Origin of the sequence: Arthrobacter sp. BB-1, assembly GCF_006151685.1 — a bacterium.
In the GTDB taxonomy this organism is placed as follows: domain Bacteria; phylum Actinomycetota; class Actinomycetes; order Actinomycetales; family Micrococcaceae; genus Arthrobacter.
This window is the reverse complement of the sequence record NZ_VDEV01000015.1, coordinates 104,313-131,197: the sequence shown is the minus strand read 5'-3', so window position 1 is coordinate 131,197 and position 26,885 is coordinate 104,313. Positions and strand designations below refer to the sequence as shown.

The following is a 26,885-nucleotide window of genomic DNA, read 5'->3' as shown; positions in this document are numbered from 1 at the left end:
GTGTTTCGGGTCAGCCCCAGCCGGGGAGGTTCAGCTGCTTGGCCTGCTTCTCGACGTCCTGGTCATACAGGGCGGCGGCGTCCTGGGCGGAGCGGATGCCCGAGCCGACCTCGACCGTGATCTGCTCCAGCGCCGGGCCCTTCACCGGGGAGAGGAACTCCAGAGCGGGATTGTTCTTCGTCTCGTCCTGGAAGAACGGCAGCATGTCCTTCACCGCGTTCGGCACGTCGTCAGGCAGCTCGCAACCCTCCACCAGGAAGGGGCCGTTGGCGCCCACGGCCCCGATCTGGGCTTTGCAGCCATCCTGGCTCGCCACGAAGGCCTGGAACTTCTTGGCCTCGTCCGGAGCGTCCGTGTTCTTGGCAATGTAGGTGCCGCCCGGAAGCCAAATGGTGAGCGGGTTCTTCGAGGCGTCATCGCCCGGGAGCGGGAAGAGTCCGATGTCGTTCAGCTGCTCGGGGAAACTAACCTTGATCTCGTTCAGCGCGAACGTCAGGATAGGATACTGCACACCCTCGCCGCTGGTCAGCTTCTCCAGGCCCTGCGCATAGGTTGCAGAGGCGAAGTCCTCGTTGAAGAGACCTGCTTTGAAGGCCTCCTCCTGATGCTGGAAGCCCTTGATAGCGACCTCGCTGGTGGCGTACTTGGCTTTATTCGCTGTGTAGCTCTCGGCGAAGCTTGGATCCGCGGCGGCGACGTTAGCGAAGTCGCCGAGCACGAACAGCTGGGAGGTCCAGGTGGTCTGGTACGTCTGGATGATGGCATCCTTGCCCGCCTCCTTGATCTTCCGGCTGTTTTCAATGAACTGGTCCCAGGTCTTGGGGACGGACAGGCCCAGGTCGTCGTAGACCCTTTTGTTGTAGAGCACAGCGCCCGCCATGCCAGCGCCGAACGGCACTCCGTAGACGTCGCTTCCGACGGTCACGACGGGTTTGAACGACGCGGAAACGTTCTGCATGTAGGGCTCGTTCGTCACCGGCAGAACGTTCTGCTGCGGGTTGATCTGTTGGAAAAGCGAACCGGAGTTGTAATTGAAAACGTCGGCCATCTCCCCGGTTGCGAGCCGCGTCTTGACGATGTTGTCGCCGTCGCCGCCACCCGGGCGGGTCTCGAGCTCGACATTGACGTCCGGGTTCGCTTTCTCGAACGCCTTGATCACGCTCTCCGCAGCCGAAACGCTGTTCTCGGTGTGGTCGACCAGCCATGTGATGGTCTTGGCCTCCCCCCCGCCGCCGGTCCCCGCGCCGCCGCCTCCGGTGCAGCCCGTCAGCGCGAGCGCGAAGACGGTGAGGCCTCCGGCCATTGCAGCCCAGCGGCGTTTGGTCGATACGACCATCTTTACCTCCTCGTAAAGCCGGGAAATCCCGGTGAAACGTTTCATTTCGACAACCTGCAGCCCTATGAGGGAATTGTTGCAGTGGTTGGTGACATGTAGACCGTTCTACAGGCACAACTGTAAGGCACCTCGCACCGCCTTGCCAAGGGGCTAGGATGAAAAAAGGGTCCCTCGTGGGCTCTGCGTTGTCGAAGGCGACGGAACGAGCCTTCCGTGAGAGAAAGTGTGCGTGGGGTGCAAGAGCAGCTGAAGCGCGCTACGATTCGCGACGTTGCGCGCCATGCGGGCGTCTCGACGGCTGCTGTCTCAAAGGTCCTCCGGGACGCTTATGGAGTGAGCCCAGGAATGAAGGCGCGCGTCGAAGAATCCATCGCCGCTCTGAACTATCGGCCCCTGGCCCTCGCCCGGGGAATGCGCGGCAGCAGTTACACGCTCGGCGTCTTCCTCGTCGACCTCTCGAACACCTTCTTCTCGGTCCTTGTCGAGGGTGTCCGCGATGTTGCGGAGGATCTGGGCTACCAGGTGCTCATCGGCCAGGGCCGGCGAGGCCTTGACTCGCAACGCCAGCTGATCGACGCCATGGTGGACCGGAGGATGGACGGGCTCCTGCTGATCGCCCCTTTCGGGGCGGTTGAGGAGCTGGAGCGGTTGGGGCGGACCCTTCCCGTCGTCGTCCTTGGCCGCCACGGCCCCGCAGACAACTTCGACACCGTCGCCAGCGACGACATCGCCGGCAGCAGCCTCATTGTGGACCACCTTGTTGCCCTCGGCCACGAGCGGATTGCCTTCCTGGACCACGACCATCCCGACAACGAGCCCAGCATGCCCCAGATAGTACGCAGGCGAGGCTACGACCAGGCGATGATCCGGCACGGCCTGGAAAGGCGGATTGACCACCTGCCGGGACGGTGGGGCACCGACGGCGGTATACAGGCTGGCCGTCGGCTGGTTAATCGATCGCAGCGCCCTACTGCCCTCCACGGTGGCGCGGATGTAGCAGCGCTCGGTGCCTACACCGCCCTGCTCGAATCGGGGATCCGGGTTCCCGAGGACATCTCCATCGTCGGCTACGACAACGTTCCAGCCACGGCGCTGCCGCCCATCGGCCTGACCACCGTGGACCAGTCCGGGGTGGAGATGGGGCGCCAGGCCGCAGAGCTTTTGCTCTCACGCATCGAGGGCCGCACTGAGTCCCGGCACGTCCTGATCCCGCCGCGCCTGGTTGTTCGAAAGACGACAGCAGCCCCGGCTGGCGCTTAAAAGCGGCCCCGGGCTTCTTTGGCCGATTAGATTGAGTGTCCAGCGTGTGGATGAGCGCGTGCTGCGGGCTGTCAAGCACGAAGTGGGCCGCTGGAGCGACGTCTTAGGCGGCGGGCATCTCCGAGGGCTGCGCCCAGTCGGGAACCTGTGGCCGCACCGACAAGAAGTGCGTGTCCATGTCGCCTGGCCACAGGTGGCACGCCTTGATGCCGTTTGTGCCTTCCTGCTGGTTCAAGGACACGACCATGGGCCATGTCCGCGGCGACGAGCGGCACCTCGCCGGCGCGTTCCAGGACAACGGCAACAGAGCCCTGTGCCGGTGCAATACCCGACCACGACTTCGACCGGACCGGACGCGGGCATGATGCCTGCGGACCTGTACGCCCGGGTCATCAGGGTGGAGTACCCGGAACGGGAGACGAGACCCGCGGCTGGGGCTGCCCTTAGTCGGTTCCCGAGCATGACCTGCAGCCCCGTACTTCACGTGCTGCAACCGCAACTACGAATCCAACAGCCTGAACCTTGCATGTGAATGCATGGCGTCCAGGATGCAGGTAGCAGAAGGTGCGCTTCTTAAGGGTTCAATTCTTTGAGGCGTTTGAGGTGGCGTTCACCGGTTCATAGGGGCGCAGGCTGGTCCCGGCCGCCACGATTCCACGCAGTTGCGGCAGACCGCCGGGAGCTGCCCCGGCAGCGCGAGCCTGGACGAGTATGTTGCCTAAGGCGGTGGCCTCGATCGGGCCGGCGATGACGGGACGGCCAGTTGCGTTGGCGGTGAGCTGGCAGAGCAACCGGTTCTGGGATCCGCCGCCCACCACATGGACCACGTCGACGGCACGTTCTGCCAGCCGTTCCGCGTCCCGGATGGTACGGGCGTACCCGGCAGCGAGGCTGTCCATGATGCAGCGCGTGGTGGCCGCCGGGTTGTCCGGCAGGATGTCGCCGGTGCGCCGGACGGCTGCCCGGATGCGGTCGGGCATGTTGTCCGGGGCGATGAAGTAGGGGTCGTCCGGGTTGATCTGCGGCCCTCCCGTCGGCAGCTCGGCGGCCGCCTCCAGCAGGGCCGCGAGCTCGGGCCGGTAGCCCTCCTGCGCCCACGTCCGTTGGCATTCGCTGAGCAGCCAGAGCCCGCCCATGTTGCGCAGATAGCGGATGGTGCCGTCCACACCGCGCTCGTTGGTGAAGTTTGCCTCGCGGCTGGCTTCGGTGAGCACGGGGTGCTTCAGCTCCAGCCCCACCAGGGACCAGGTGCCGGAGGAGATGTAGGCGAAGTTCTCCTCGCCGTCGTCTGCTGTTGCGGGGACGGCGGCGACGGCGGACGCGGTGTCATGTGAACCGACGGCCACCACCTTGGTGTCCTGGGGCAGTCCTACCTCCGCGGCGATCTCCGGCAGCAGGGTGCCCACCGTTTCGCCTGGCTGGACCAATGGCGGGAACAGGTCCTTGCGCAGGCCGAGGGCAGTGAAGAACTCGGTGGCCCACTCCCCCGCCGCTGCGTCGAACAGGCCGGTGGTGGAGGCGTTGGTGGCTTCCGTGCGCCGCTGTCCGGTGAGCCGGAATGCGATCAGGTCCGGGATTAGGAGTGCCTGCACCCCCGAGAGGTCCGGTTCGCTGGCCAGCTGGTAGATGGTGTTGAACTGCAGGAACTGCAGGCCAGTGGTGCCGTAGAGGCGTGCGGGGTCCAGTTTGCGGTGGACCGGTTCGACGGCGGCGCGGCTGCGGTCGTCGCGGTAGCTGAACGGCTGGGCCGCCAGCTCACCGGCGGCGTTGACCAGGCCGTAGTCCACGGCCCAGGTGTCGATGCCGATGCTGGCAATGGTTTCGCCCTGCACGGCAACCACCGTCGCGGCCGCCGTGATGCCTCTCTGCACTTCGGCGAAGAGGCCCTCGAAGTCCCAGCGGAGGCCGCCGTCGATCTCCACCACCCCGTTGGGGAAGCGGTGGACCACCTCGAGCTGTACACCGCCACCGGAAACGCGGCCGAGGATGACGCGCCCGGAGGAGGCGCCGATGTCGACGGCGGCGAACACGCCCTGGGCGGGCACGCCGCCGTCGACACCCGCCCGCGGGGTGCTCACCGGAGGAAGGCTGCGGCCACGCCGGCGTCCACGGGGATGTGGAGTCCGGTGGTGTGGGACAGTTCGTTGCTGGTGAGGACGGCCGCGGCGTTGGCCACGTGCTCGGGCAGGACTTCGCGTTTGAGCAGGGTGCGCTGGGCGTAGTACTCGCCCAGTTTCTCCTCGTCCACGCCGTAGACGGCGGCGCGCTTGGCTCCCCAGCCGCCGGCGAAGATCCCGGAGCCGCGGACCACGCCGTCGGGGTTGATGCCGTTGACGCGGATGCCGTGCTCGCCCAGTTCGGCGGCGAGCAGGCGGACCTGGTGGGCCTGGTCCGCCTTGGTGGCGGAGTAGGCGATGTTGTTCGGGCCGGCGAACACGGAGTTTTTGGAGGAGATGTAGATGATGTCCCCGCCCAGGCCCTGGGCGATCATGACCTTCGCGGCGGCCTTGGCCACCAGGAACGAGCCCTTGGCCATCACGTTGTGCTGCAGGTCCCAGTCCTTCTCGGTGGTTTCCAGCAGCGGTTTGGAAATGGACAGGCCGGCGTTGTTGACCACCAGGTCGACACCACCGAACGCCAGCGCGGCGGCGTCGATCGCTGCAGCGACCTGGGCCTCGTCCGTCACGTCGGCCTGGACACCGACGGCGACATCAGCACCGCCCAGTTCCTCAGCGACCTTCTGCGCGTTCTCCAGGTTCAGGTCCGCGATCACCACGCAGGCGCCTTCCGCGGCGAGGCGGGTGGCAATGGCCTTGCCGATACCGGACGCCGCGCCGGTCACCAGCGCGATCCGGGTGGCGTGGGACTTGGGCTTGGGCATCCGGGCCAGCTTGGCTTCCTCCAGCGCCCAGTACTCGATTCGGAACTTCTCGGATTCCTCGATCGGTGCGTAGGTGGAGATTGCTTCGGCGCCGCGCATCACGTTGATGGCGTTGATGTAGAACTCACCGGCAACCCGCGCGGTCTGCTTGTTCGCGCCGAAGGAGAACATGCCTACGCCGGGGACCAGAACGATGGCCGGGTCGGCGCCGCGCAGCGCAGGACTGTCTTCGTCCTTGTGGCGGTCGTAGTAGGCCTGGTAGTCCTCGCGGTAGGCAGTGTGGAGTTCAGTGAGCCGTGAGATCGAGTCCTCGACGGACGCGTCTGCGGGCAGGTCCAGGATGAGCGGCTTGACCTTGGTGCGCAGGAAGTGGTCCGGGCAGGAGGTGCCCAGCGCGCCCAGGCGCGGGTGCCCGGCGGCTTCCAGGAAATCCAGGACGACGGCGTCATCGCTGAAGTGCCCCAGCTGCGGCTTGTCCGTAGAGGCCAGGCCGCGGATCACCGGTGCCAGGGCGGCGGCCTTCGCGCGGCGCTCGGCCTCCGGCAGGGCGCCGTAGCCGGGCAGCCTGGCCCCGAAGGGCTCGGCCTTGCCGTTTTCGGCGATGTACTTCTCGGCCTGGTCGATGATCCATAGCGAGTTCCGCTCTGCTTCTTCGCTTGTGGCGCCCCAGGCGGTGATGCCGTGGCCGCCCAGGATGGTGCCGACGGCCTGCGGGTTGGCTTCCTTGATCGCGGCGATGTCCAGGCCCAGCTGGAACCCGGGACGGCGCCAGGGAACCCAGACCACCTTGTTGCCGAAGATCTTGGTGGTCAGCGCTTCGCCGTCCACCGCGGTCGCAATGGCGATGCCGGAGTCCGGGTGCAGGTGGTCCACGTGCGCTGCGTCCACCAGACCGTGCATGGCAGTGTCGATCGAGGGGGCTGCGCCGCCCTTGCCGTGCAGGCAGTAATCGAACGCAGCCACCATCTCGTCTTCACGCTCCACGCCCGGGTAGACGTTCTTCAACGCGTTCAAACGGTCCAGCCGCAGCACGGCAAGGTTCTGGGCCTTCAGCGTCCCCAAGTCCCCGCCGGAACCCTTGACCCAGAGCAGCTGGACGTCCTCACCGGTGACCGGGTCTTTCTCGATGCCCTTCGCGGAGGTGTTGCCGCCGGCGAAGTTGGTGTTCCGCTTGTCCGCACCCAGGCGGTTGGAACGGGAAATCAGGTCTCCAACAGTCTTGTTGGCTGTGTTCTCAATGCTCATGGCTATTCAGGCGCCCCATCCGGCTTGCTGGCCGCCCACGCGGTCCTCGTTGATCTTCTTCTGGTAACCGCTGGCCTTGAACGCAGCCATCGGGTCCGCGGGCAGCCCGCGGGATTCACGCCACTCGGCCAGGACCGGGCGGACGTCGGTGTAGAACGCATCGCTGAAGATGCCGTTCGCGGCCAGGACATCCCCGGCACGCTGAGCCTCGGCCAGGGCCGCGGTGTCCACCAGCAGGGCGCGGGCGGTCATTTCCTGCACGTTCAGGACCGAGCGGATCTGGCCCGGGATCTTCTCCTCCAGGTTGTGGCACTGGTCCAACATCAGAGCGACGCCGGAATCCTTGCCGAACCCGCCGCCGCGAATCACCTCATACATGATGCGGAACAGCTGGAACGGATCGGCAGCACCCACGATCAGGTCGTCGTCGGCATAGAAACGGGAGTTGAAGTCAAAGGACCCCAGCTTGCCCAGGCGCAGCAGCTGCATCACGATGAACTCGATATTGGTGCCCGGGGCGTGGTGGCCGGTGTCAAGGCAGACGAACGCCTTCTCACCCAGTGCCAGGGTCTGGGCGTAGGAAGTACCCCAGTCCGGAACATCGGTGTGGTAGAAAGCCGGCTCAAAGAACTTGTACTCCAGCACCAGGCGCTGCTCATCGCCCAGGGCAGCGTAGATCTCCTGCAGCGACTCGGCCAGGCGGTCCTGCCGGCCGCGCATGTCATCCTGGCCCGGGTAGTTCGTGCCGTCCGCCAGCCACACCTTCAGGTCCCTAGACCCTGTGGCGTGCATGATCTCGATGCAGTCCAGGTGGTGCTCAACCGCACGGCGGCGGACGGCCTCGTTGGACGAGGTCAGCGAACCGAACTTGTACTCATCATCCTGGAAGGTGTTGGAGTTAATGGTTCCCAGGCCCACACCCAGGCCCGCCGCGTAATCCTTCAAAGCGGCATAGTCACCCACCTTGTCCCACGGGATATGCAGCGCCACAGTCGGCGCCAGGCCCGTCAACTCATGGACCTTGGCAGCATCCGCGATCTTCTCCTGGACAGTACGCGGGGTGCCGGGCGTGCCGAACACCCTGAAGCGCGTACCGGAATTTCCATAGGCCCACGAAGGGACCTCGATCGCAAGCTCCTCGAGCCTGCCCAGCGCCGTTGCTACGTCATTCATATGGGTTCTTTCCGGTGTTTGAGTCGCTGTCTGTGCGTTTACGGGTGCCTCGCTGCGCGAGCCAGGTTGGTTCTGCAGCCCGGTCCGGCCACGGCAGGCTATTGCGGCAGCAGGCTTTCCTATTGAAAATTTCTTGAAGGACCAGTGGTTTTTGAATCGTTTCATTAGCTCGATTCAAAGTACTCTTGGATTCGATCAGGTGTCAAGCCACAAAAGAAGCTATTTGATCCCCGCGCGGAAGGAACCTCCGCGGGCAAACCGGCACGGAGAATCGATGAACCGCACAGCCAGCATCAAGGACGTGGCCAGCCAGGCGGGTGTGGCCGTGGGCACAGTCTCCAACGTCCTGAACTATCCGGCCCGAGTGTCGGACCCGACCAAGGAGCGGGTCCTGCGCGCCATCGACGAACTTGGTTTTGTCCGCAATGACGCCGCCCGCCAACTGCGCGCTGGCCACAGCCGCACCATCGGCCTCATCGTCCTGGACGTGGGCAATCCTTTCTTCACGTCAGTGGCCCGCGCGGCCGAGGACGCCGCAGCGCTCCGCGGAAGCGCCGTCCTGCTGGGCGACAGCGGCCACGACGCCGGCCGGGAAGCGAACTACATCGACCTCTTCCAGGAACAGCGCGTCCAAGGCCTTCTGATCTCGCCGGTGGGCGACGTCACAGACAGGCTGGATCACCTCCGCGAGAGTGGAGTACCCACAGTGCTGGTGGACCGGCTCGCTGACGAATCAAAGTTCAGTTCAGTGGCTGTGGATGACGACGCCGGAGGGTACCTTGCCGCCCGACACCTGCTGGACACCGGCCGCCGCCGGCTCGCCTTTGTTGGGGGAAATGCGTCCATCCGACAGGTGACAGACCGCCTCCACGGGGCCCAGCGCGCCGTGAGGGAGGAATCAAATGCCACGCTTGAGGTACTGGAGGCGGAGGGCCACACAGTCCTGGCGGGACGCAGCGTGGGCGATGTGCTGGTGAAGCGGGGTCGTGGTGAGCTGCCAGAGGGTATCTTCTGCGCCAACGACCTCCTGGCCCTCGGCGTCATGCAGTCGCTCACCATGACCCACACCTTCCGGATTCCCGAAGACGTGGCTTTGATCGGCTATGACGACATCGACTTCGCGGCATCCGCCGTGGTACCGCTGTCCTCCATCCGCCAGCCGACGGAGCTGCTGGGCAGAACGGCCATCGAACTGCTGTCCGAAGAGGTGGAGTCTCAAATCCCCACCCACCGGGCCGTGGAATTCACTCCGGAACTTGTTGTTCGCCAAAGCACCGGCCTGGGTGGGATCTAGCGGCGGGCACCCCACCGATCGACTCAGCTTGGCGACCAGCAACCGGGCGCCTTCGGGGCCCAAGAAGCACTCACCCTGAACGCTAAAGCATTCATCCCTGTCACTGCAGGATCAGCAAGCCGGAACTGGTCTCCAGCTAAGCCCTCTTCGGCAAGGAACCTCGGCGCGAAAACCCACCGGCGGTAGCGGGAACACGCCGACTTTTAGCAGGCGGATTGCTTAAAGTCCCACAATGGTGATTCCGTCAGCCTCAGCAGGGTGTCACAAGCCAAAAGTAAGAGTGTGGACACGCAGGGGCCACCGGCGGGATTCGATGTCGTCTTGGCCGCGGCTCTTGTGGGCGTATCGTGTCGAGTCAGCGCCGAAAGTAGTGGATGACTCAGGAAGCATCAAGAGACTCATTGACACCGATCAAGTAACGCGGGTAACTTAGATCACGATCGAAGGTAACGCGAGTTACCGGGGATCCCACGACAATCCACGACTAGCGTCAATCGTCCAATTCAACGGAGACTTCTGGAGCATCAATGACGGAGAACGCTCCCTAAGCCGGGCCCCGAATCATTCAGGCCTAACGTTGCCAGGAGGCTGCTGCCACACGTGGGGGTTGAGGACCCCCTCGCAGACGTGGGTCCTGGTAAACAAGCACCCGGGAGTCCCTCCGCCTTTATAGCAGGACAGCCGACCACTGCCATCCGGCAATTGATCGGCTATCCGCTACTAAACGCTCTTCGGTCTGACCGCGAAATCAACGTCGAAGAGCACAACCCAACCCACCCTTCACCCTGCTGATGAAGACAGGAAGAGATAACTCATCATGACACAAACCAGATTCTTTCTTCAGGTCGAGCCAGGCGTTCGCCAAACGCGATGAACCCGAGAGCACCCGGCTCCTGCAACGGCAGCCCTTTCGATATCGCGGTGCTCCCCTTACGCCAGCCCATGCTTCCACCACAGGTCCGCGGACCTCACGCACGGCCATGAAAAGAGAACAATGAACAGCGTTACCACCACCGTTGATACCTACAGGCCGGCCATGCATTTCGCCGCCAAAGACACGTGGCTCAACGATCCCAACGGGCTTGTCTTCCACGAGGGCACTTACCACCTGTACTACCAGAACAACCCCTTCGGAAACGTCCACAGCAATATGTCCTGGGGCCATGCAACCTCAACGGACCTGGTCAGTTGGAAGGAACAACCGGTAGCGATCCCCTGCGATGACGTCGAGGAAATCTACTCCGGCAGCATCGTGGTGGACGCTGACAACACCAGCGGATTCGGCGCGGACGGGAAGGCTCCGCTGGTGGCTATCTACACCAGCGCGTACAAGCCGGGCTCCCTGCATCAGGGCACCCAGGCCCAGTCCATCGCGTGGAGCACGGACGGCGGCTACACCTGGACCAAGTACGCCGGTAACCCGGTCCTCACCCGGAACTCATCCGAGTTCCGAGACCCCAAGGTCTTCCGCTACGACGGCCCCGCGGGCAGCTATTGGGTCATGGTGGCCGTGGAAGCACACGACTTTACCGTCCTGCTTTACCGCTCCAACGACCTCAAGAACTGGGAATACCTCAGCACCTTCGGTCCCGCCAACGCCACCGGCGGGATTTGGGAATGCCCGGACCTCTTTGAGCTGCCCCTGGACGAAGACGTGGCAGCAATGAAGTGGGTGCTGACGGTCAACATGAACCCCGGCGGCCCTAACGGCGGGTCCGCCGGGCAGTACTTCGTGGGAGAGTTCGACGGCGTCACGTTCAGTTCCGAAACAACCCTCACCGTGGGGATGCAGGATCCGGAGCGCGTGCCCGACTACCAGTGGCTGGACTGGGGCCGGGACTACTATGCCGCGGTCTCGTTCAGCAACGTTCCGGACGGGCGGCGGCTGATGATTGGCTGGATGAACAACTGGCAGTACGCCAACTACATCCCCACCTCGCCCTGGCGCAGCCCTATGAGCCTGGTCCGGGACGTATCCCTCGTTACCGTGAACGGGCAACCGCGGCTCGTGCAGAACCCTGCGCCGGAAGTAAGGGCAACGTCGAAACCCGGTCCCGTGCACCGGGTCACCGTAGACGGGCTGACACCGGTTGAGGGCGGGGCGGCAGTACAACTTATTGACGTCACCTTTTCCCCTGGTGACGCCGAGGAGTTCGGCCTAGTGGCCAGAGGGTCAGCCGACGGGACGGTCGGGACACGGATCGGGATCCGGCCCCTCAGCGGGGACCTCATCGTGGACCGCACCCACTCCGGTGATACCGGCTTCCACGAAGCCTTTTCCTCCACCAGCCGCGCCCCAATTTCGGCCGGCGGGGATGGTAACTACACCTTGCAGATCTTTATCGACCACTGCTCGGTGGAAGTGTTCGCGAATGACGGGCTCGTCTCCGTGACCGAATTGATCTTCCCGGATCCAGCTCATACATCCCTCGCCCTCTACTCAACCGGCGGCACAGCCAATGCCGTGCTTCAACTCACGAACTTCAGAAAGGACGATGCCTAATGGAATACCGCAAACTGGGATCCTCCGGCATGTACATCAGCGAGATCGCCTACGGAAACTGGGGCACCCACGGTGAGCAGATCGACCAGGACGCTGCGACGCAGTGCGTCAAGCAGGCACTGGAGTTGGGCATCACCACCTTCGACACCGCCGACGTCTATGCCGGAACCCGGGCCGAGGAAGCCTTGGGTGAGGCGCTTAAAGGAACACGCCGTGAGAGCGTGGAGATCTTTACCAAGGCCTACTTCCCTACCGGGGATGGCCGGAACGACCGTGGCCTGTCCCGCAAGCACGTCATGGAGTCCATTAACTCGTCGCTGCGCCGGCTCCAGACTGACTACGTCGACCTGTACCAGGCGCACAGGTACGACTACGAGACCCCGCTGGAAGAGACCATGCAGGCTTTTGCCGATATTGTCCGGGCGGGGAAAGCACACTATATCGGGGTGTCGGAGTGGACGACGGACGAGATACGAGCCGGTGGTGCCCTTACCAAGGACCTCGGGGTCCAGCTCATCTCCAACCAGCCGCAGTATTCGATGCTGTGGCGCGTCATCGAGCAGGAGATCGTTCCCCTGAGCGAAGAACTGGGCATTGGTCAGATCTGCTGGTCCCCGCTCGCCCAGGGAGTACTCACCGGCAAGTACACGCCCAGCGCGGCGGCCCCGGAAGGCTCCCGCTTCCGCGGCGACAACGGCGAGCTGAAAAATGACCACCGCTTTCTCAACGAGGACATCCTCACCCGCGTCCAGAAACTGAAGCCCCTGGCCGAAGAGACCGGACTGTCCATGGCAGCCTTCGCGGTCGCATGGGTGCTCCAAAACCCCAACGTCTCGGCAGCCATCGTGGGAGCATCCCGGCCCGAGCAACTCGTCGACAACGTCCAGGCCTCAGGAGTCAACCTCGACCCGGAACTGCTCCTTAGGATCGATGACGTCCTCGGCCCCGTCGTCGAAAAAGACCCGGGGAAGGTCGAGTCCTTCAAAACCCGCCCCTAACCGCCGAACGTCCCGGCCGGAAGACGGCGGGGATGTCCGCGCACACCAGCGGCTCTTCGTCCGGAGTGCTGCCGCAGCGCCCCGGACGAAGAGCCCGGCGCCCAATCCGCCACTGAAGAATTGTGTTGACACCTTCTAGTAACGCGGGTAACTTAGATCACAGCCCGAAGTAACGCGAGTTACTTGACTCAAACAACACCACGTTACATTCGCATCAGTACTGGCAACCCCAGCTCAATGAAGACCTCTGGAGCATTCAATGGCGAAGACCGCCTCCCCCGACAAAGCCGGCACCCCCCGGCAGCGTGGCGTCACAATGAATGACGTAGCCAAGCATGCCGGAGTGTCCCGGACAGCCGTTTCATTCGTGCTGAACAACCGCGAAGACGCCAGCATCTCGGAGGAGACCCGGACCCGCATCGCTGACGCGGTTCAGGCATTGGGCTACCGTCCAAATGCCGGGGCGAGGGCGCTGGCATCCCAGCGCAGCGATTGGTACGGCATCGTCACGGAGATCGTCACCGCACCCTTCGCCGTGGACATCATCAAGGGTGCCCAGGACCAGGCCTGGATTGACCGTCGATTCCTCCTGATCGCCCCGTCGGACCAGGGTGATGCGGCCGGCCCCAACCAGGGGATGGAGGATGCCGCTGTTGAGAAGCTGCTGGAGCAGCGCGTGGAAGGGCTGCTCTACGCCGCAACACACCACCGCGGTGTCCATGTGCCCCGCAGCGCGCACGAAGTACCCACGGTTCTCGTCAACTGTTTCGACCTGGACGGGAAGCTGCCCTCAATCGTCCCTGACGAACGCGCGGGCGGACGGGTCGCCGTCGAACGCCTCCTCAGGGCCGGCCACACCAAGATCGGTGTGATCAACCTGGACCCGCGCATCCCGGCAGCTGTCGGGCGTCTGCAGGGGGTTCGGGAGGCGCTGGCCGCCGCCGGCGTGGAACTTGATCCGGAGCTCGTAGTGGCAGGGTATGCAACCGCAGACGGAGGCTACGAGGCTGCCTGCCAAATCCTTGACCGGTACCCAGCCAAGTACAGGCCAACCGCACTTTTTTGCCTCAATGACCGCATGGCCATGGGCGCTTACGACGCCATCAAGGAACGTGGCCTAGCCATCCCCGGTGACATCGCCGTGATCGGCTTCGACAACCAGGAACTCATCGCGGCCTACCTCAGGCCCAAGCTGACTACTGTTGCGTTGCCGTTCGAAAAGATGGGCGCTCTGGGAGTCCAGACGCTCGCCACCCTTACAGCCGGACAGCCGATCACTGCCAATCAGCAGTTGGTCGACTGTCCGCTGTTAGAACGCTCTTCGGTCTGACCGCGAAATCAACGTCGAAGAGCAAATCCCACCCACCCTTCACCTTGCTGATGAAAACAGGAAGAGATAACCCCATCATGACACAAACCAGGTTCCTCAAGTCCGCCCGCATCGCCGCGGCCGGACTGGCGGTAGGCGCAATGCTGCTGACCGGCTGCGCAGCCACCGGCAACAAGTCCGGCGGCACCGACGCCGCGGCCAATGCCAACGCGTTCCTCACCATTCCCCGCGAAGACATGGGCACGTTCGTGCAGAACTTCAACCCGTTCGCACCGACCGTCAACCCCATGGTCCAGCAGTCCATTTACGAATCCCTCCTGGTCTTCAACCCGGCCCAGGGGGACACCGTGCCGTGGCTGGCCACCGACTGGAAGGCCGCGGACGACGGCAAGTCCATCACCTTCACCTTGCGTGACGGGGTGAAGTGGTCCGACGGCCAGCCCTTCGTTGCCGACGACGTCGCCTACACGTTCGACCTTCAGAAGAAGCTGAAAGGCGGCTACGAGTACCTCGACGGCGTCACGGCACAAGGCAACAACGTCACGTTCAACTTCAACAAGCCCTGGTCCCCCGCCCTGTACGACGTCGGCCAGCTCAGCATCCTGCCCAAGCACATCTGGTCCACACTGGCCGACCCCGAGAAGGACGCCAACGCCAAGCCTGTGGGCACCGGACCATACACCGAGGTGGACAACTTCCAGGCCCAGTCCTTCGTGCTGAAGAAAAACCCCAACTACTGGCAGCCGGAGAAGCAAAAGATCGCCGGCATCAAGATGCTCGCATTCGCAGGCAACGACGGCGCGAACCTCGCCGCCGCCAACGGCGACGTTGACTGGGCCCCGCAGTACATCCCGAACATCGAAAAGACCTTCGTCTCAAAGGACAAGGACCACCGGCACTACTGGTTCCCGCCGACGGGCGCCATGATCAACTGGCAGCTCAACACCACCAAGGCGCCCTTCAACGATATTGACGTCCGCAAGGCGCTGAGCATGGCCGTGGACCGGGACCAGGTCACCAAGATCGGCATGAGCGGGTACGCCCAGCCCGCCGACTGCACCGGCCTGTCCGGTAACTACGAGACCTGGAAGAACACCCAGGTCAAGGACAACTGCACCTGGACCAAGCACGACGTCCAGAAAGCCAACGACCTGCTGGACAAGGCGGGCTACCCCAAGGGCCCCGACGGCAAGCGGACGCTCAAGGACGGCAAACCATTCGAGTTCAAGATCTCCGTCGGTGCTACCTCGTCCGACTGGCTCTCCGTGGCCAACGTCATCTCCCAGAACCTGGCAGAGGTCGGCGTGACCGCGAAAGTGGACTCCCCGGACTGGGCCGCTGTGGTGGCCGGGTACGAAACCGGCGACTTTGACTCCGGCATTGTCTGGAGCGCGAACGACCCCAGCCCGTACAAGTACTTCAACACCACCATGGGCACCACAACGGTGAAGCCGGTGGGCACCAAGACGTTCGACAACTACCACCGTTTCGGCGACCCCAAAGCCGATGCACTGCTGAGCGACTTCGCTGCAGCGACGGACCAGTCCAAACAAAAGGATATTGCCAACAAGCTGCAGGAAGAATACAACAACGTCGCACCAGTGGTGCCGCTGTTCTCCGGCCCGGAATGGGGTGCGTACAACGACACCCGCTTCACCGGCTGGCCCACGCAGGACAACCCGTACGCCACCCTCTCGGTTCGCGCACCCACCACGGTTCTGGTGCTGACCAGCCTGGAACCGCGCAAGTAGTCCCCACCGCCGCCCTGACCTCGCTGCGCTTCGGCCAGGGAACCTTGGGCGGCGTGGGCCCATCCACCGCCGAGCTTGAGGCCCACCTGGTCCCACGCCACCTACGCCCGACGGCCTGGCTCATGCCATCGGCCGGCCGTCGGGCGTACCCACAATCTTGACCACTCCCGAATTGGAGGGAAACCGTGCGCTTCATCCTGCGCCGACTGGGTTTCTACCTGATCGCCTTCTGGGCATCCATCACCCTGAATTTCCTGCTCCCCCGCTTCATGCCAGGGGACCCCGTATCACGCATGTTCGCCCGCTCCCAGGACAGGATGCAGCCCGAACAGCTCGAGGCCCTGCGCAAGCTGCTTGGCGTGGACGACCGGCCCATCTGGGAGCAGTACGCCGGCTACATCCAGAACATCCTTACCGGACAGATGGGGGTATCGATTACACGTTTTCCCACCCCCGTCACCGAGGTCATCTCGTCCCAGATCGGCTGGACCCTCCTGCTCGGCGGGACCGCACTGGTGATTGCTGCCGTCGTAGGCAACCTGCTGGGCATCCTCGCAGCATGGCGCCGCGGCGGTGCCATCGACTCGGCCCTGCCGCCCGTGCTGGTCTTCATCGGATCATTCCCCTACTTCTGGCTAGCAATGGGCGCCCTATACCTGTTCGGCGTGGTGCTGGGCTGGTTCCCGATCCGCCACGCGTTCACCGACGGACTTGAGCCTGCGTTCACTGCCGAGTTCATCGGCGACGTAGCCGCCCACCTCGTACTTCCGGCGCTGACCATCGTCCTGGTTTCCATTGGCGGCTGGATGCTTGGCATGCGGAACACCATGATCGCCACGAACTCCGAGGACTACATCACCATGGCCGAAGCCAAGGGCCTGCGCCCCGGGCGGATCATGCTCCGCTACGCCGCCCGGAATGCCATGCTGCCCTCGGTGACCAGCTTCGGGATGGGCCTGGGGTTCGTCGTAGGCGGCGCCCTCCTCACCGAGGTCGTCTTCGCCTACCCCGGCGTCGGCTACCAGCTCCTCAACGCCGTGCAGGGCCTGGACTATCCGCTCATGCAGGGCTTGTTCCTGACCATCACCGCCGCCGTGCTGCTGGCGAACTTCCTGGTGGACGTCCTCTACGTCCGCCTCGACCCCCGCGTGCGCAGCAACTGAACAGCGCTTACCCAGTAACCAAGGGACCGACCATGACCAGCGTTATCCTCCAGCAGCCCACCGAAGCAAAAGCTGCCCGCAAAACCAACCGCGGCTTCATCCACGGGCTTATCACCAACAAGAAGGCCATGACCGGCATGGCCATCATGCTCATCTTCATCGTCCTGGCCCTGGCCGCGCCGGTACTGTTCCCGGGCGACCCCTCCCGGATCACCGGGATGGCCTCACTGGAACCGGACAGCGAACACTGGCTCGGCACCAACGCCAAGGGCCAGGACGTGCTTGCCTTGACCATCCACGGCGCCCGGAGTTCCCTGCTGGTAGGCCTTACCGTCGGGCTTGCATCCACCTTCATCGGAATCCTCGTCGGCCTGGCATCGGCCTATTTCGGCAAATTCATCGACGAAGCACTGTCGCTGCTGACCAACGTCTTCCTCCTCCTTCCCGGCCTGCCGCTGCTCGTCATCCTGGCCGCCTTCCTGCCACCAGGGCTGGGCACCGTCATCCTGGTCCTCACCGTCACAGGATGGGCCGGATCAGCGCGCGTTCTCCGGTCACAGGCGCTGTCCATCCGTTCCAAGGACTTCGTCGCTGCCGCCGTCGTCTCCGGTGAACGGGCCGGCCGCATCATGTTCCGCGAGATCCTGCCGAACATGGCATCGATCGTAATGGGAACACTGCTCGCCTGCGTCATCTACGGCATCGGGGCCCAAGCAGGCCTCGAATTCCTTGGACTGGGCGACGTCAGCACCGTCTCGTGGGGCAATAACCTCTTCTGGGCCGGCAATGAAGGCGCCCTCCTTACCGGAAGCTGGTGGGTCTTCATCCCCTCCGGCCTGTGCATCGCGCTGGTGGCGTTCGCCCTGGCCCTCATCAACTACGCCGTCGACGAAGTAACCAACCCCCGGCTGCGGAAGATCCGCAAGCCCGCCACCACCGAAAGGAGCGCGGCACAATGACCGTCTCCCAAACCTCCTTCGGCTCCCACGAACCGGTCCTCGACGTCAGGAACCTCACCGTCCAGTACATCGGCGACACCCGCTCGACCACGGCCGTGGACAACGTCTCCTTCAGCATCGGCGCCGGCGAGGTGTTCGGGCTGGCCGGCGAATCCGGTTGCGGAAAGTCCACCATCGCCAACTCCATCATGCGGCTGCTCAAGGACCCGGCAAAGATCGCCGCCGGCAGCATCTCCTTCGGCGGAAAGGACGTGCTGGCCATGAACCAGGACGAGCTGCGCCGTTTCCGCTGGCAGGACGTCGCCATGGTGTTCCAGTCCGCCATGAACTCGCTGAACCCGGTACTCACCATCGGGGAACAGGTGGCCGACATCTTCACCACCCATGCTGGCTATTCGCGCAAGGAATCCCTTCGACGCGCAGCACAACTGCTGGAACTGGTCAGAATCGATCCGGCGCGCCTCAAGTCGTACCCGCATCAACTCTCCGGTGGGATGCGGCAACGGGCCGTGATCGCCATGGCCGTAGCACTCAAGCCGTCACTGCTGATATTGGACGAGCCCACCACGGCGCTGGACGTGGTGGTGCAGCAGGAGATCATGGCCCAGATCAAGGACCTCCAGCGCGAACTGGGCTTCTCCGTCCTGTTCATCACCCACGACATGTCGTTGATGGTGGAACTCTCCCACCGCATGGCCGTCATGTACGGCGGCCGGATCGTCGAGACCGCCAAAGCCCACGACATCTACACCGCCCCCGGGCACCCCTACACCCAAGCCCTCATGGGCGCGTTCCCGCCGCTCACCGGCCCGCGGATCCCGCTTAAGGGCCTCCCCGAAGGCGTGAGGTTCCGGAACATCCCGGACCTCGCCGAAGTCGCGCCCGGCCACTTCGTGGCCCCGTTTGACCCCGACGCCGAAGCCGCCGTCCTTGAAGGAGCAGCACAATGAGCCACGCCGTCCACTCCCCTGCCCGGCCAAACGTGCCGGTCCAGACCCCGGCCCTTGAGGTGCGCGGACTGGGTAAGTCGTTCCACATCGGCGGCTTGTTCTCCAGCCAGGCCGTCAGGGCACTCCACCGCGTGGACCTGACCATTGGCCATGGAAAGATCGTGGCACTGGTCGGGGAATCAGGCTCAGGCAAGAGCACCCTGGCCCGCTGTGTCGCCCGGCTCGAGAAACCCAGCGAAGGTGCCATCCTGGTCGACGGCGTCGACGTCCTCAAAGGTGGCAGGTTCCAGGCCTCACGGGCGTTCCGGTCCCAACTGCAGATGGTCTTTCAGGACCCCTTTGGGTCGCTGAACCCCGCCCACCGGATCGAGCACTTCCTCCGGCGGTCGCTCACCATCCACGGCAAGGGCGGCACCGGCCAACGCGGTTCAGATGAGCAGACCAGGCACCGCCTCGAAGAGCTCATGACCACCGTCGGCCTTCAGCCCGACATGCTCGACTCCTACCCCCACGAGCTCTCCGGCGGTCAACGCCAACGGGTCGCGATTGCGCGGGCCCTGGCCGTGGAGCCAAACGTCATCCTCGCCGACGAACCAACATCCATGCTGGACGTATCGGTCCGCATCGGAGTGCTGAACCTGATGCGGAAACTGCGCGACGAGCAGGGCATTTCCATGCTCTACATCACCCACGACCTCGCCTCCGCCCGGTACCTCGCAGACCGGACGGCCGTCATGTTCGCCGGCGAAATCGTCGAAGAGGGCGAATCACTGGACCTGCTGGCCAACCCAGCCCACCCCTACACCCAACTGCTCGTCTCAGCCGTCCCCGACCCGGCCCGGGCCGGATCCTACGACCCCATCCACCGCGCCCAGCTCCGGCAAGCCGTCATGGCTTCCACCACCTGTGCCTTCAATAACGACCCCGACCAGCCCTGCTCATCCGAAGAACCCGTACGGCACCAGGTGGGCGACCCCCTCAACCGACACTGGGTCCGCTGCCACCTCTACCGCCCACGCGCCGGCGCCAGCGGCCATGCACTGGCGACAGAGCCCCAGCCTGCAGACTGAACTTCCGGTTTCCAGAACCTGCCTGACTGTCCTCAAAGCAGGACCCCCATCAGATCTAACCCAAAACAGCGCCCTGCCCTGCGCTGTCAAAAAACATCAACATTCACCCACTGGCAGCACCGAAGCTGCCCACCGAAAGGTAACCCATGGAAAATTCACCCGCCGTCTCCCGGCGTGCCCTCCTGACCGGAAGCGGAGCCGTGGCCCTCACCGGATCGCTCGCACTTACAACGTCATTCGCCCAGTCAGCGACAGCGGCACCCCCAAACTCGCCCGACACCGCACCGGTCAAGCCGCCCTTTAAAGGACCAACGCGTATGCGCCCGACCTATCACTTCAGCGTCCCCGACAACTGGAAGAACGACCCCCAGCGACCCATCTTCATCGACGGCGAATACCACTACTACTACCTCTACAACGGCGATTACCTGCAGGGCGGCGGAGGCACATCCTGGCGCCGTGCCACCACCACCGACCATGTTTCTTTCCGCGACCGTGGCATCGCCATCCCCAAATTCAGCAACGACAACGGCGACTGCTGGTCAGGATGCCTTGTCATCGATGAACGCAACACCGCCGGATACGGTGAAAACGCCGTCATAGCCCTCGTGACGCAGGCGCCCCAGGGCCGCCAGGCCCAATACCTTTGGTACTCCACGGACAGCGGGCGCTCGTTCCAGCCCGGTGGGACGGCACCGGTACTGCCGAACCCCGGCGTGCCGGATTTCCGCGACCCGAAAGTGATCTGGGATGCAGACCGGAGCCAGTGGTTCATGGTCAACGCCGAAGGGCAGAAACTCGGCTTCTACACGTCTCCCAACCTGCGTTCCTGGCAGCGGGTCGGCGAATTCGTCCGCACGGACCTGGGGCTGCTTGAGTGCCCGGATCTTTTCCGCATGACCGCCGACGACGGAACGTCGCACTGGATCCTGGGCACCAGCGCCAACGGCAAAGGCCGCGGCCTGCCGGCAACCTACGCCTACTGGACAGGGGCCTTCAACGGCACTGCGTTTGCCCCCGACCACGCCGAGCCGGAATGGCTGGACTACGGCTATGACTTCTACGGGGCGGTCACCTACCCCCATCACGACTCCTCCGGCGCCGAGGATGCCACCCTGCGCCGGGCGCTTGGATGGTCGAACTTCTGGGACTACCCCCACAACACTCCGACCCTGGCGACCGACGCGTACAACGGCGATGACATGATCGTGCGCGACATCCGCCTCAAGAAGGCAAACGGAAGCTACCACCTCGTCTCAACCCCCACCGCCGGCCTGGCCAACCACGTCAAGCGCACCCACCGTCTCGGGGACGTCACGGTCACGGGAACCCATGACCTCAATATCAGCGCACTGGCCTACGACCTGACCTGTGACCTGGTATGGGACCCGGCCGCCCCTCCGTCCAACATCGGCCTTGAGATCTGCCGTGCAGCCGGCGGAGGCCGGCATGTCGCCGCCGGCGCGTTCCTCCGCGGCCCCTTCGCCTACGTCAACCGGCGACCCACCATCAACCCGACCGGCGGGGAAAGCCAGACGCCCATCGATCCCTCGGCCGGGCGCCTCACCCTCCGCCTCCTCGTGGACCGTACCAGCGTGGAAATGTTTGTCGGAGACGGACGGGTGGTGCATTCACACCGGGTGTTCCCCCTGGAGGGTGACAACACCATCCGGCTCTACGCCAACGATGGAACGGCCACCTTCGGCAACCTCACGATCAACGAGATGAACGAGATAAACGCGGCGACTTAGCCCCACCCGAAAGGTTCCGGCAGGTCATTCCACCGCCGCGGCCACCCGGCTGCGGAATGACCTGCCGCTCCGCTACCAACACTGCCCGAGAGACAAACATGGAACACCTCAAAGCAGCCCGCCCAGACGCCCAACAGCCCCTTGACGCCGTCGTTGTCGGTGAAGCGCTGATCGATGTGGTCACCACCCCAAACAGCCAGGTGGAACACCCCGGCGGATCACCCGCCAACGTCGCCTACGGCCTCGGGCTCCTGGGCGTCACCACGGGCCTACTCACAGCCATCGCACCCGATGCCCGGGGAACATCAATAGAAAACCACCTCCACAGGGCGGGAGTTACTCTTCTGCCCGGATCAAAATCCCTCGCCCGTACGGCGACAGCCACCGCAACCCTCGGACCCGACGGATCAGCCGAATACGACTTCGACATCCACTGGGACCTGCCAACAGCAACGCCTGCCTACTTCCCCAAAATCCTGCACACCGGTTCCATAGCCACCTTCCTGAACCCCGGGGCAGGTGCCGTCAAAACCCTGCTCGAACAAGCCCACAAGCATTGCACGATCACCTACGACCCGAACATCAGGCCAGCCCTGCTTGGCAGCCACGCCGCAGCGAAGGCAACCTTCGAAGACATTGCCGCACTGACCGACGTCGTCAAACTCAGCGACGAGGACGCCCACTGGCTTTACCCCGCTAAAACACTGGAAGAAACCGCTGAGCACATCCTCCGGCTCGGCGCCGGGCTGGCAGTGATAACCAAAGGTGTTACCGGCTCCCAATTCACCTGCCCGTCCGCGAGCATCACTATTCCCGCAGTCAAAGCGACGGTGGCAGACACCATCGGCGCCGGCGACTCCTACATGGCAGCACTCATCCTGGGCCTGCTCACCCGCGGCACCGAGGGCTTTGCCCCCACCGTCATGGAGCAGCTGGGACGCACCGCAGCCGCAGCAGCGGCCATCACCGTGCAGCGCGCCGGGGCGAACCCGCCGACCCTGGACGAACTGACATCTGCTGTCAAGGCACCGGCCTCCGCACCACGAGCTTTCGCATGCGATCGGGCATAAACAAAACAACCCTGCGGGCAACAAAAGTAAAGGACCCCGTTTACCCTGTTAGGAGGAGCCGACAATGACGTCTGAAAAGACACCGGGGCACCAAGCCCCTGCGCATGCGCTGCGGTCCAGCGGCAGGTTTGCACAACTGACCCGGCGTTCCATGCTGGGCCTGACCGGGATCGCCGTGGCGGGGACGACCGTGGGCGCCTGGCCGCGGCTGACCGGCGCTGACATTCCAGGCCGGGGCAGCAAGGCCTTGAACATCGCCATCCTGGGGACGGCAGCGGATGTTGCGGGCCGCCAGGGCCTGATCCAGGCCTTTACCGCCACGCACCCCGATATCCCAGTGCAGCTGCAGGCGATTCAGGGTGCGGACTGGAAGGACTTCTTCTCCAAGATCCTCACCATGGTGGCCGCGGGAACGCCCCCGGATGTCGTCTATGTCGCCACCGAAGGCGCCCAGCTGTTCGCCGACAAGCTCGCCGAGCCCCTGGACAGTTATGTCCGCCGGGACGCCGCGGCGATGAGCGATTACTTCCATGACGTCCATCCGAGCCTGCTGGAAGCCTTCATGTACCAGGGAAGCCTGTACCAGCTTCCACTGGACTGGAACGCGGCGAACATGTACCTGAATACCAGCACCTTCGCCCAGGCCGGGCTTGACCGGCCAAAGGACGACTGGACGAAGGACGACTTCAGTGCCACCCTGTGGGCCCTCCGCAAGGCCCGCCCGGCTGATTTCACCCCGTACTACTGGACCAACCGGCTTTTCGGCGGGGTTGTACCGTGGCTTTACGCCAATGACACCAGCTTCCTGTCCGAAACGAAGGCTCCCGGCGGTGACTGGCTTTGGGACCGCTTCTACCCCAACGACCCAGCCCGCGGCACTCGCGGCGGCGGGTACCAGTGGCTGGCTCCCAACGCCGAGGACGGGCGGGTTCTCGAGACCTTCGATTACCTGCGCGAGCTCGTGGCTGAAGGACTCGGCGTTCGGCCCGAATCCGGCGGCGGCAACGCCCTGGTGGGCCTCTTCGGCAACAACCGCATCGGCACCACACCCGCAGGTGGCTACTGGGCGCAAGGCCTGCACGAGGCCGGAATGACAGCCGATCAATTCGACGTGCAGTTCTTCCCCCGCTGGCGGACCCAGCGGCATCAGTTCGGGGCCGCCGGCTACGCGATCATGCGCACCGCGAAAGACAAGGACGCGGCATGGGAATGGGTGAAGTTCTGCTCCAGCCGCGAAGCCATGCAACTGGCCATTCCCAAGCCGAACACCACACCCACCCGCCGCTCGATGGTCAACGAGTCCTTCTACGCCGCCACCGGGCCGCGGCACTGGAAAGTCTTCTACGACACCCTGGACAGGTTCCCCACCTCCGGCCCGATCCCCGCCCCGCCACAGCAGGCCGCCGTCGAAACTGCCCTGATGAAAAACGTCTCCACCGCGGTCAGCGGCAGCTCCGCCGATGTACGGGCAGCGATGGGCAACCTGCAGCGCGACCTTGAACTGGCTCTGAGGAGGAGCTCATGACCACCACTTCCACCGCCCCGCGGCCAACGGTGAAACCACCGGCCGTGCGCCGCTCCTTTGTTGAGCGATGGCTGGCACGGATCTTCCTGGCACCCACAGTGCTCGGCATGGCCCTGTTCACCTTCCTGCCGATCATCGCTTCACTGGTCCTTGCGTTCTTCCGCTGGGACATCATTTCAGCACCAGAGTTCGTCGGTTTCGCCAACTTCGCCTCACTGGCACAGGACCCCACCGTCCGCGTGTCCTTCCTGAACACCATTGGGTTCGTAGTTGTCGCGGTAATCCTTCAACTGGGCATCGCGCTTGGCCTGGCTGCCATGCTGCAGGCAAGGATGCCGTCCTGGCTGAGGGTGTTCCTCCGTTCCACCTTTTTCTTCCCCCTGGTCCTGTCCGCCGCGTCGGTGTCCATCTTCATGCGTTACATGTTCAACGAACAGTTCGGCGTGGTGAACTGGCTCCTGTCACTCGTCGGGATCCCCGCTGTGCCCTGGCTGACAAGTCCCACGGCATCCGCCGCCGTCGTCGTCCTGGTCTACGTCTGGCAAAACTTCGGGTTCTCCTTCCTGCTCTTCCTCGGCGCCCTCACCAACATCCCCAAAGAACTGCACGAAGCAGCGAACCTGGACGGCGCCACGGGCTGGAAACAGTTCAGCAACGTGACTCTTCCGCTGATCAGCCCCACTGTGCTCGTGGCTTCCGTCATGGCCATCATCAGCGCCCTGCAGGTCTTCGACCAGCCGTACGTCCTGACCAACGGTGGTCCCGGCGATTCCACCCGCACCGCCGTCATGGTCATCTTCGAATCCGCCTTCCAGCAACTGGAATTCGGCAAAGCCTCAGCCGTCGGCCTGGTACTCACCGTACTGATTCTTGCCGTGACCGCCCTGCAATTCCGCCTTAGCCGCCGCTTCGTCTTCTACCAGTGAGGTCCCCCATGTCCAGCCCGACCCTGCAGACCAGGACCGGCAAGCATTCCGGTCCCACCGCCGAAACGCCGGTTACCCCTAAGCCCTACCGCAACCGCCGCTTGCCCGCAGCCGGCACGGTCGGCAGATACGCGGCGTTGGCCGTGGCAGCTGCGCTGACCCTCGGTCCTGTCCTGTGGACCTTGTCCACCTCACTGCGAACGCCGTCGGAATCCTTCAACCTGCCACCGTCCTTCCTGCCCATCAACCCCGACTTCACCGCCTACCAGGAAGTGTTCAAGCAGATCAACATCGGCCTCCTGGTCCTGAACAGCGCCCTGGTGACCGGTCTGATCGCACTCGGCCAGATGGCGTCCGCCACCCTGGCCGGCTATGCTTTCGCCCGTTTGGACTTCCGCGGCAAGAACGCCATCTTCTCTCTGGTGCTGGCCACCATGATGGTCCCGGTGCAGGTCACCATCGTCCCGGTGTTCATGCTGATCCGGGGCATGGGCCTCTCCGACACCCTGCTGGCCCTGATCCTGCCGGCCATTCCCACAGCATTCGGCACCTTCCTAATGCGCCAGTACTTCCTGGGCCTGCCGAACGACTTCGCAGAAGCAGCAGCCCTGGACGGTGCCGGACCGTGGCGGATCTTCCGTTCGGTCTACGTCCCCCTGGCGGTCCCTGGCATGGCCATCGTCGGGATCCTAGCCTTCAACTTCCACTGGAACGAGTTCTTCCGGCCACTGATCCTCACCATCAGCGAACAGAACTTCACCCTTCCCCTCGGCCTGGTCACGCTCCAAGGCAACCTCGGCACCGGCAGCATCTCAGTGGTCCTCGCCGGCGTGATCCTATCCATGCTGCCCGCACTCGTCGTCTTCATCTTCGGCCAACGAACCCTGCGCGAAGGCCTCACGGCCGGCGCCAGCAAGTAGCGGTGCCGTAGAAAAGGGAACACGTCCACGGGGCTGGTGCACCATCTCCGGTCGGCACGGCGAGCAGTTGCCGCGTGACAGGGGTGCCGCCACCCCGCACACGATAGAAGCAGCAACCATGGCGGCTGTAAGGGCTGGCGGGAGGGGGCGCCGGTGCAGGACAAGACGTGCGCGAGAAAAGGCCGTTAAACCAGATATAAGTGTGGACACTGTCCTCACCCCCTTTGGCAGGACAATCGCGAGCCTGGCTCTCTGCGTCGCCCTCATTTCGCTTATCTCGTCTGGCCGTGCATCAAGATGAGGGCACGTCATGTCGTTCCCAATCCACCGGAACATGAATAGTTGTAGGCCACCTCGGGCTTACCTGACACAACCGGAACGAGGAACCGAATAACCGCAGGTCAGCAGGCGGAAGGCCCACCAGCCACGGACTTGAGCCCGCCACCCCACACACCTGAATAGGCCCCCTCGCGGCGGCCAGGCCACAGCCCGCAAATTAACCCGTCAGAGCGACGAAAATCAAGATTTGTCAACACGTTAAAGCAAAATCGCCTCTGACGAGGGGATATGCTGTGCCCGAGGTGGGACTCGAACCCACACACCTTTCGATACCGCATTTTGAGTGCGGCGCGTCTGCCAATTCCGCCACTCGGGCGCGGAATACATGAAGGGGAAACGGTACGCCCACAGCTGATTGTGAGCAACGCGATCGCTTCACGTACGCGGAATTACTCTACATCCAGATAGGCTGAATTCCAGAATCGCGCCGCCGACGCCGCA

19 protein-coding genes and 1 tRNA gene are annotated in these 26,885 nt (G+C 64.0%); 15 read left to right on the top strand and 5 right to left on the bottom strand.

Annotated elements, in window-relative coordinates; all coding sequences use genetic code 11:
• Positions 1-10: 10 nt before the first annotated feature.
• Positions 11-1,381 carry an ABC transporter substrate-binding protein gene (locus FHJ30_RS09095; RefSeq protein WP_240793646.1) on the bottom strand — a complete coding sequence of 457 codons (1,371 nt, stop codon included), beginning with the start codon at positions 1,379-1,381 and terminating at the stop codon, positions 11-13.
• A 168-nt stretch (positions 1,382-1,549) separates the two neighbouring features.
• Here FHJ30_RS09095 and FHJ30_RS09090 point away from each other — a divergent pair, with 168 nt between their 5' ends.
• Positions 1,550-2,596, top strand: a complete 1,047-nt coding sequence (locus tag FHJ30_RS09090; protein ID WP_306669375.1) for a LacI family DNA-binding transcriptional regulator — start codon at positions 1,550-1,552, stop codon at positions 2,594-2,596.
• Between the two features lie 581 nt (positions 2,597-3,177).
• Here the strand turns inward: FHJ30_RS09090 and FHJ30_RS09085 are convergent.
• Genes FHJ30_RS09085 through rhaI form a run of 3 tightly spaced genes read right to left on the bottom strand, consistent with a single transcriptional unit; the run spans position 3,178 to position 7,895 of the window.
• Entirely contained in the window at positions 3,178-4,674 is a 1,497-nt protein-coding gene (locus FHJ30_RS09085; protein WP_139028978.1) for a rhamnulokinase family protein, read from the bottom strand.
• Positions 4,671-6,722, bottom strand: coding sequence for a bifunctional aldolase/short-chain dehydrogenase (locus FHJ30_RS09080; RefSeq protein WP_139028977.1), 2,052 nt, complete (start codon positions 6,720-6,722; stop codon positions 4,671-4,673). The genes FHJ30_RS09085 and FHJ30_RS09080 overlap by 4 nt, the downstream gene beginning before the upstream one ends.
• 6 nt (positions 6,723-6,728) lie before the next feature.
• Positions 6,729-7,895, bottom strand: a complete 1,167-nt coding sequence (gene rhaI, locus FHJ30_RS09075) for an L-rhamnose isomerase (protein WP_139028976.1) — start codon at positions 7,893-7,895, stop codon at positions 6,729-6,731.
• 274 nt (positions 7,896-8,169) lie between these two features.
• Between rhaI and FHJ30_RS09070 the strand changes: the two genes are divergently transcribed.
• From FHJ30_RS09070 to FHJ30_RS09005, 14 genes are all read left to right on the top strand, one after another.
• Positions 8,170-9,189, top strand: a complete 1,020-nt coding sequence (locus tag FHJ30_RS09070; protein ID WP_139028975.1) for a LacI family DNA-binding transcriptional regulator — start codon at positions 8,170-8,172, stop codon at positions 9,187-9,189.
• A 994-nt stretch (positions 9,190-10,183) separates the two neighbouring features.
• Positions 10,184-11,692: a glycoside hydrolase family 32 protein gene (locus FHJ30_RS09065; protein WP_139028974.1), complete on the top strand. Its 1,509-nt coding sequence runs from the start codon at positions 10,184-10,186 to the stop codon at positions 11,690-11,692.
• Positions 11,692-12,690: an aldo/keto reductase family protein gene (locus FHJ30_RS09060; protein ID WP_139028973.1), complete on the top strand. Its 999-nt coding sequence runs from the start codon at positions 11,692-11,694 to the stop codon at positions 12,688-12,690. Before FHJ30_RS09065 ends, FHJ30_RS09060 begins: the two co-directional genes overlap by 1 nt.
• Before the next feature lie 259 nt (positions 12,691-12,949).
• Positions 12,950-14,020: a LacI family DNA-binding transcriptional regulator gene (locus tag FHJ30_RS09055; protein ID WP_139028972.1), complete on the top strand. Its 1,071-nt coding sequence runs from the start codon at positions 12,950-12,952 to the stop codon at positions 14,018-14,020.
• Between the two features lie 77 nt (positions 14,021-14,097).
• Positions 14,098-15,771, top strand: coding sequence for an ABC transporter substrate-binding protein (locus FHJ30_RS09050; protein ID WP_139028971.1), 1,674 nt, complete (start codon positions 14,098-14,100; stop codon positions 15,769-15,771).
• A 185-nt stretch (positions 15,772-15,956) separates the two neighbouring features.
• The gene (locus tag FHJ30_RS09045) at positions 15,957-16,934 is read left to right on the top strand and encodes an ABC transporter permease (protein ID WP_139028970.1); all 978 of its coding nucleotides are present in this window, start codon (positions 15,957-15,959) and stop codon (positions 16,932-16,934) included.
• Positions 16,935-16,966: 32 nt separating this feature from the next.
• Complete coding sequence (locus FHJ30_RS09040) at positions 16,967-17,893, top strand: ABC transporter permease (protein ID WP_139028969.1); 927 nt, start codon at positions 16,967-16,969, stop codon at positions 17,891-17,893.
• Positions 17,890-18,843: an ABC transporter ATP-binding protein gene (locus tag FHJ30_RS09035; protein WP_139028968.1), complete on the top strand. Its 954-nt coding sequence runs from the start codon at positions 17,890-17,892 to the stop codon at positions 18,841-18,843. Before FHJ30_RS09040 ends, FHJ30_RS09035 begins: the two co-directional genes overlap by 4 nt.
• Positions 18,840-19,913 carry an ATP-binding cassette domain-containing protein gene (locus tag FHJ30_RS09030; protein WP_139028967.1) on the top strand — a complete coding sequence of 358 codons (1,074 nt, stop codon included), beginning with the start codon at positions 18,840-18,842 and terminating at the stop codon, positions 19,911-19,913. The genes FHJ30_RS09035 and FHJ30_RS09030 overlap by 4 nt, the downstream gene beginning before the upstream one ends.
• Before the next feature lie 317 nt (positions 19,914-20,230).
• Complete coding sequence (locus tag FHJ30_RS09025; RefSeq protein WP_139028966.1) at positions 20,231-21,664, top strand: glycoside hydrolase family 32 protein; 1,434 nt, start codon at positions 20,231-20,233, stop codon at positions 21,662-21,664.
• Positions 21,665-21,762: 98 nt separating this feature from the next.
• Positions 21,763-22,734: a PfkB family carbohydrate kinase gene (locus FHJ30_RS09020; RefSeq protein WP_139028965.1), complete on the top strand. Its 972-nt coding sequence runs from the start codon at positions 21,763-21,765 to the stop codon at positions 22,732-22,734.
• A gap of 64 nt (positions 22,735-22,798) precedes the next feature.
• Positions 22,799-24,259, top strand: coding sequence for an extracellular solute-binding protein (locus FHJ30_RS09015; protein WP_139028964.1), 1,461 nt, complete (start codon positions 22,799-22,801; stop codon positions 24,257-24,259).
• Positions 24,256-25,185 carry a carbohydrate ABC transporter permease gene (locus FHJ30_RS09010; RefSeq protein ID WP_139028963.1) on the top strand — a complete coding sequence of 310 codons (930 nt, stop codon included), beginning with the start codon at positions 24,256-24,258 and terminating at the stop codon, positions 25,183-25,185. The genes FHJ30_RS09015 and FHJ30_RS09010 overlap by 4 nt, the downstream gene beginning before the upstream one ends.
• 8 nt (positions 25,186-25,193) lie before the next feature.
• Complete coding sequence (locus tag FHJ30_RS09005; protein ID WP_139028962.1) at positions 25,194-26,105, top strand: carbohydrate ABC transporter permease; 912 nt, start codon at positions 25,194-25,196, stop codon at positions 26,103-26,105.
• A 573-nt stretch (positions 26,106-26,678) separates the two neighbouring features.
• Here the strand turns inward: FHJ30_RS09005 and FHJ30_RS09000 are convergent.
• Positions 26,679-26,760 (bottom strand) — tRNA-Leu (locus FHJ30_RS09000).
• Positions 26,761-26,885: the final 125 nt, after the last annotated feature.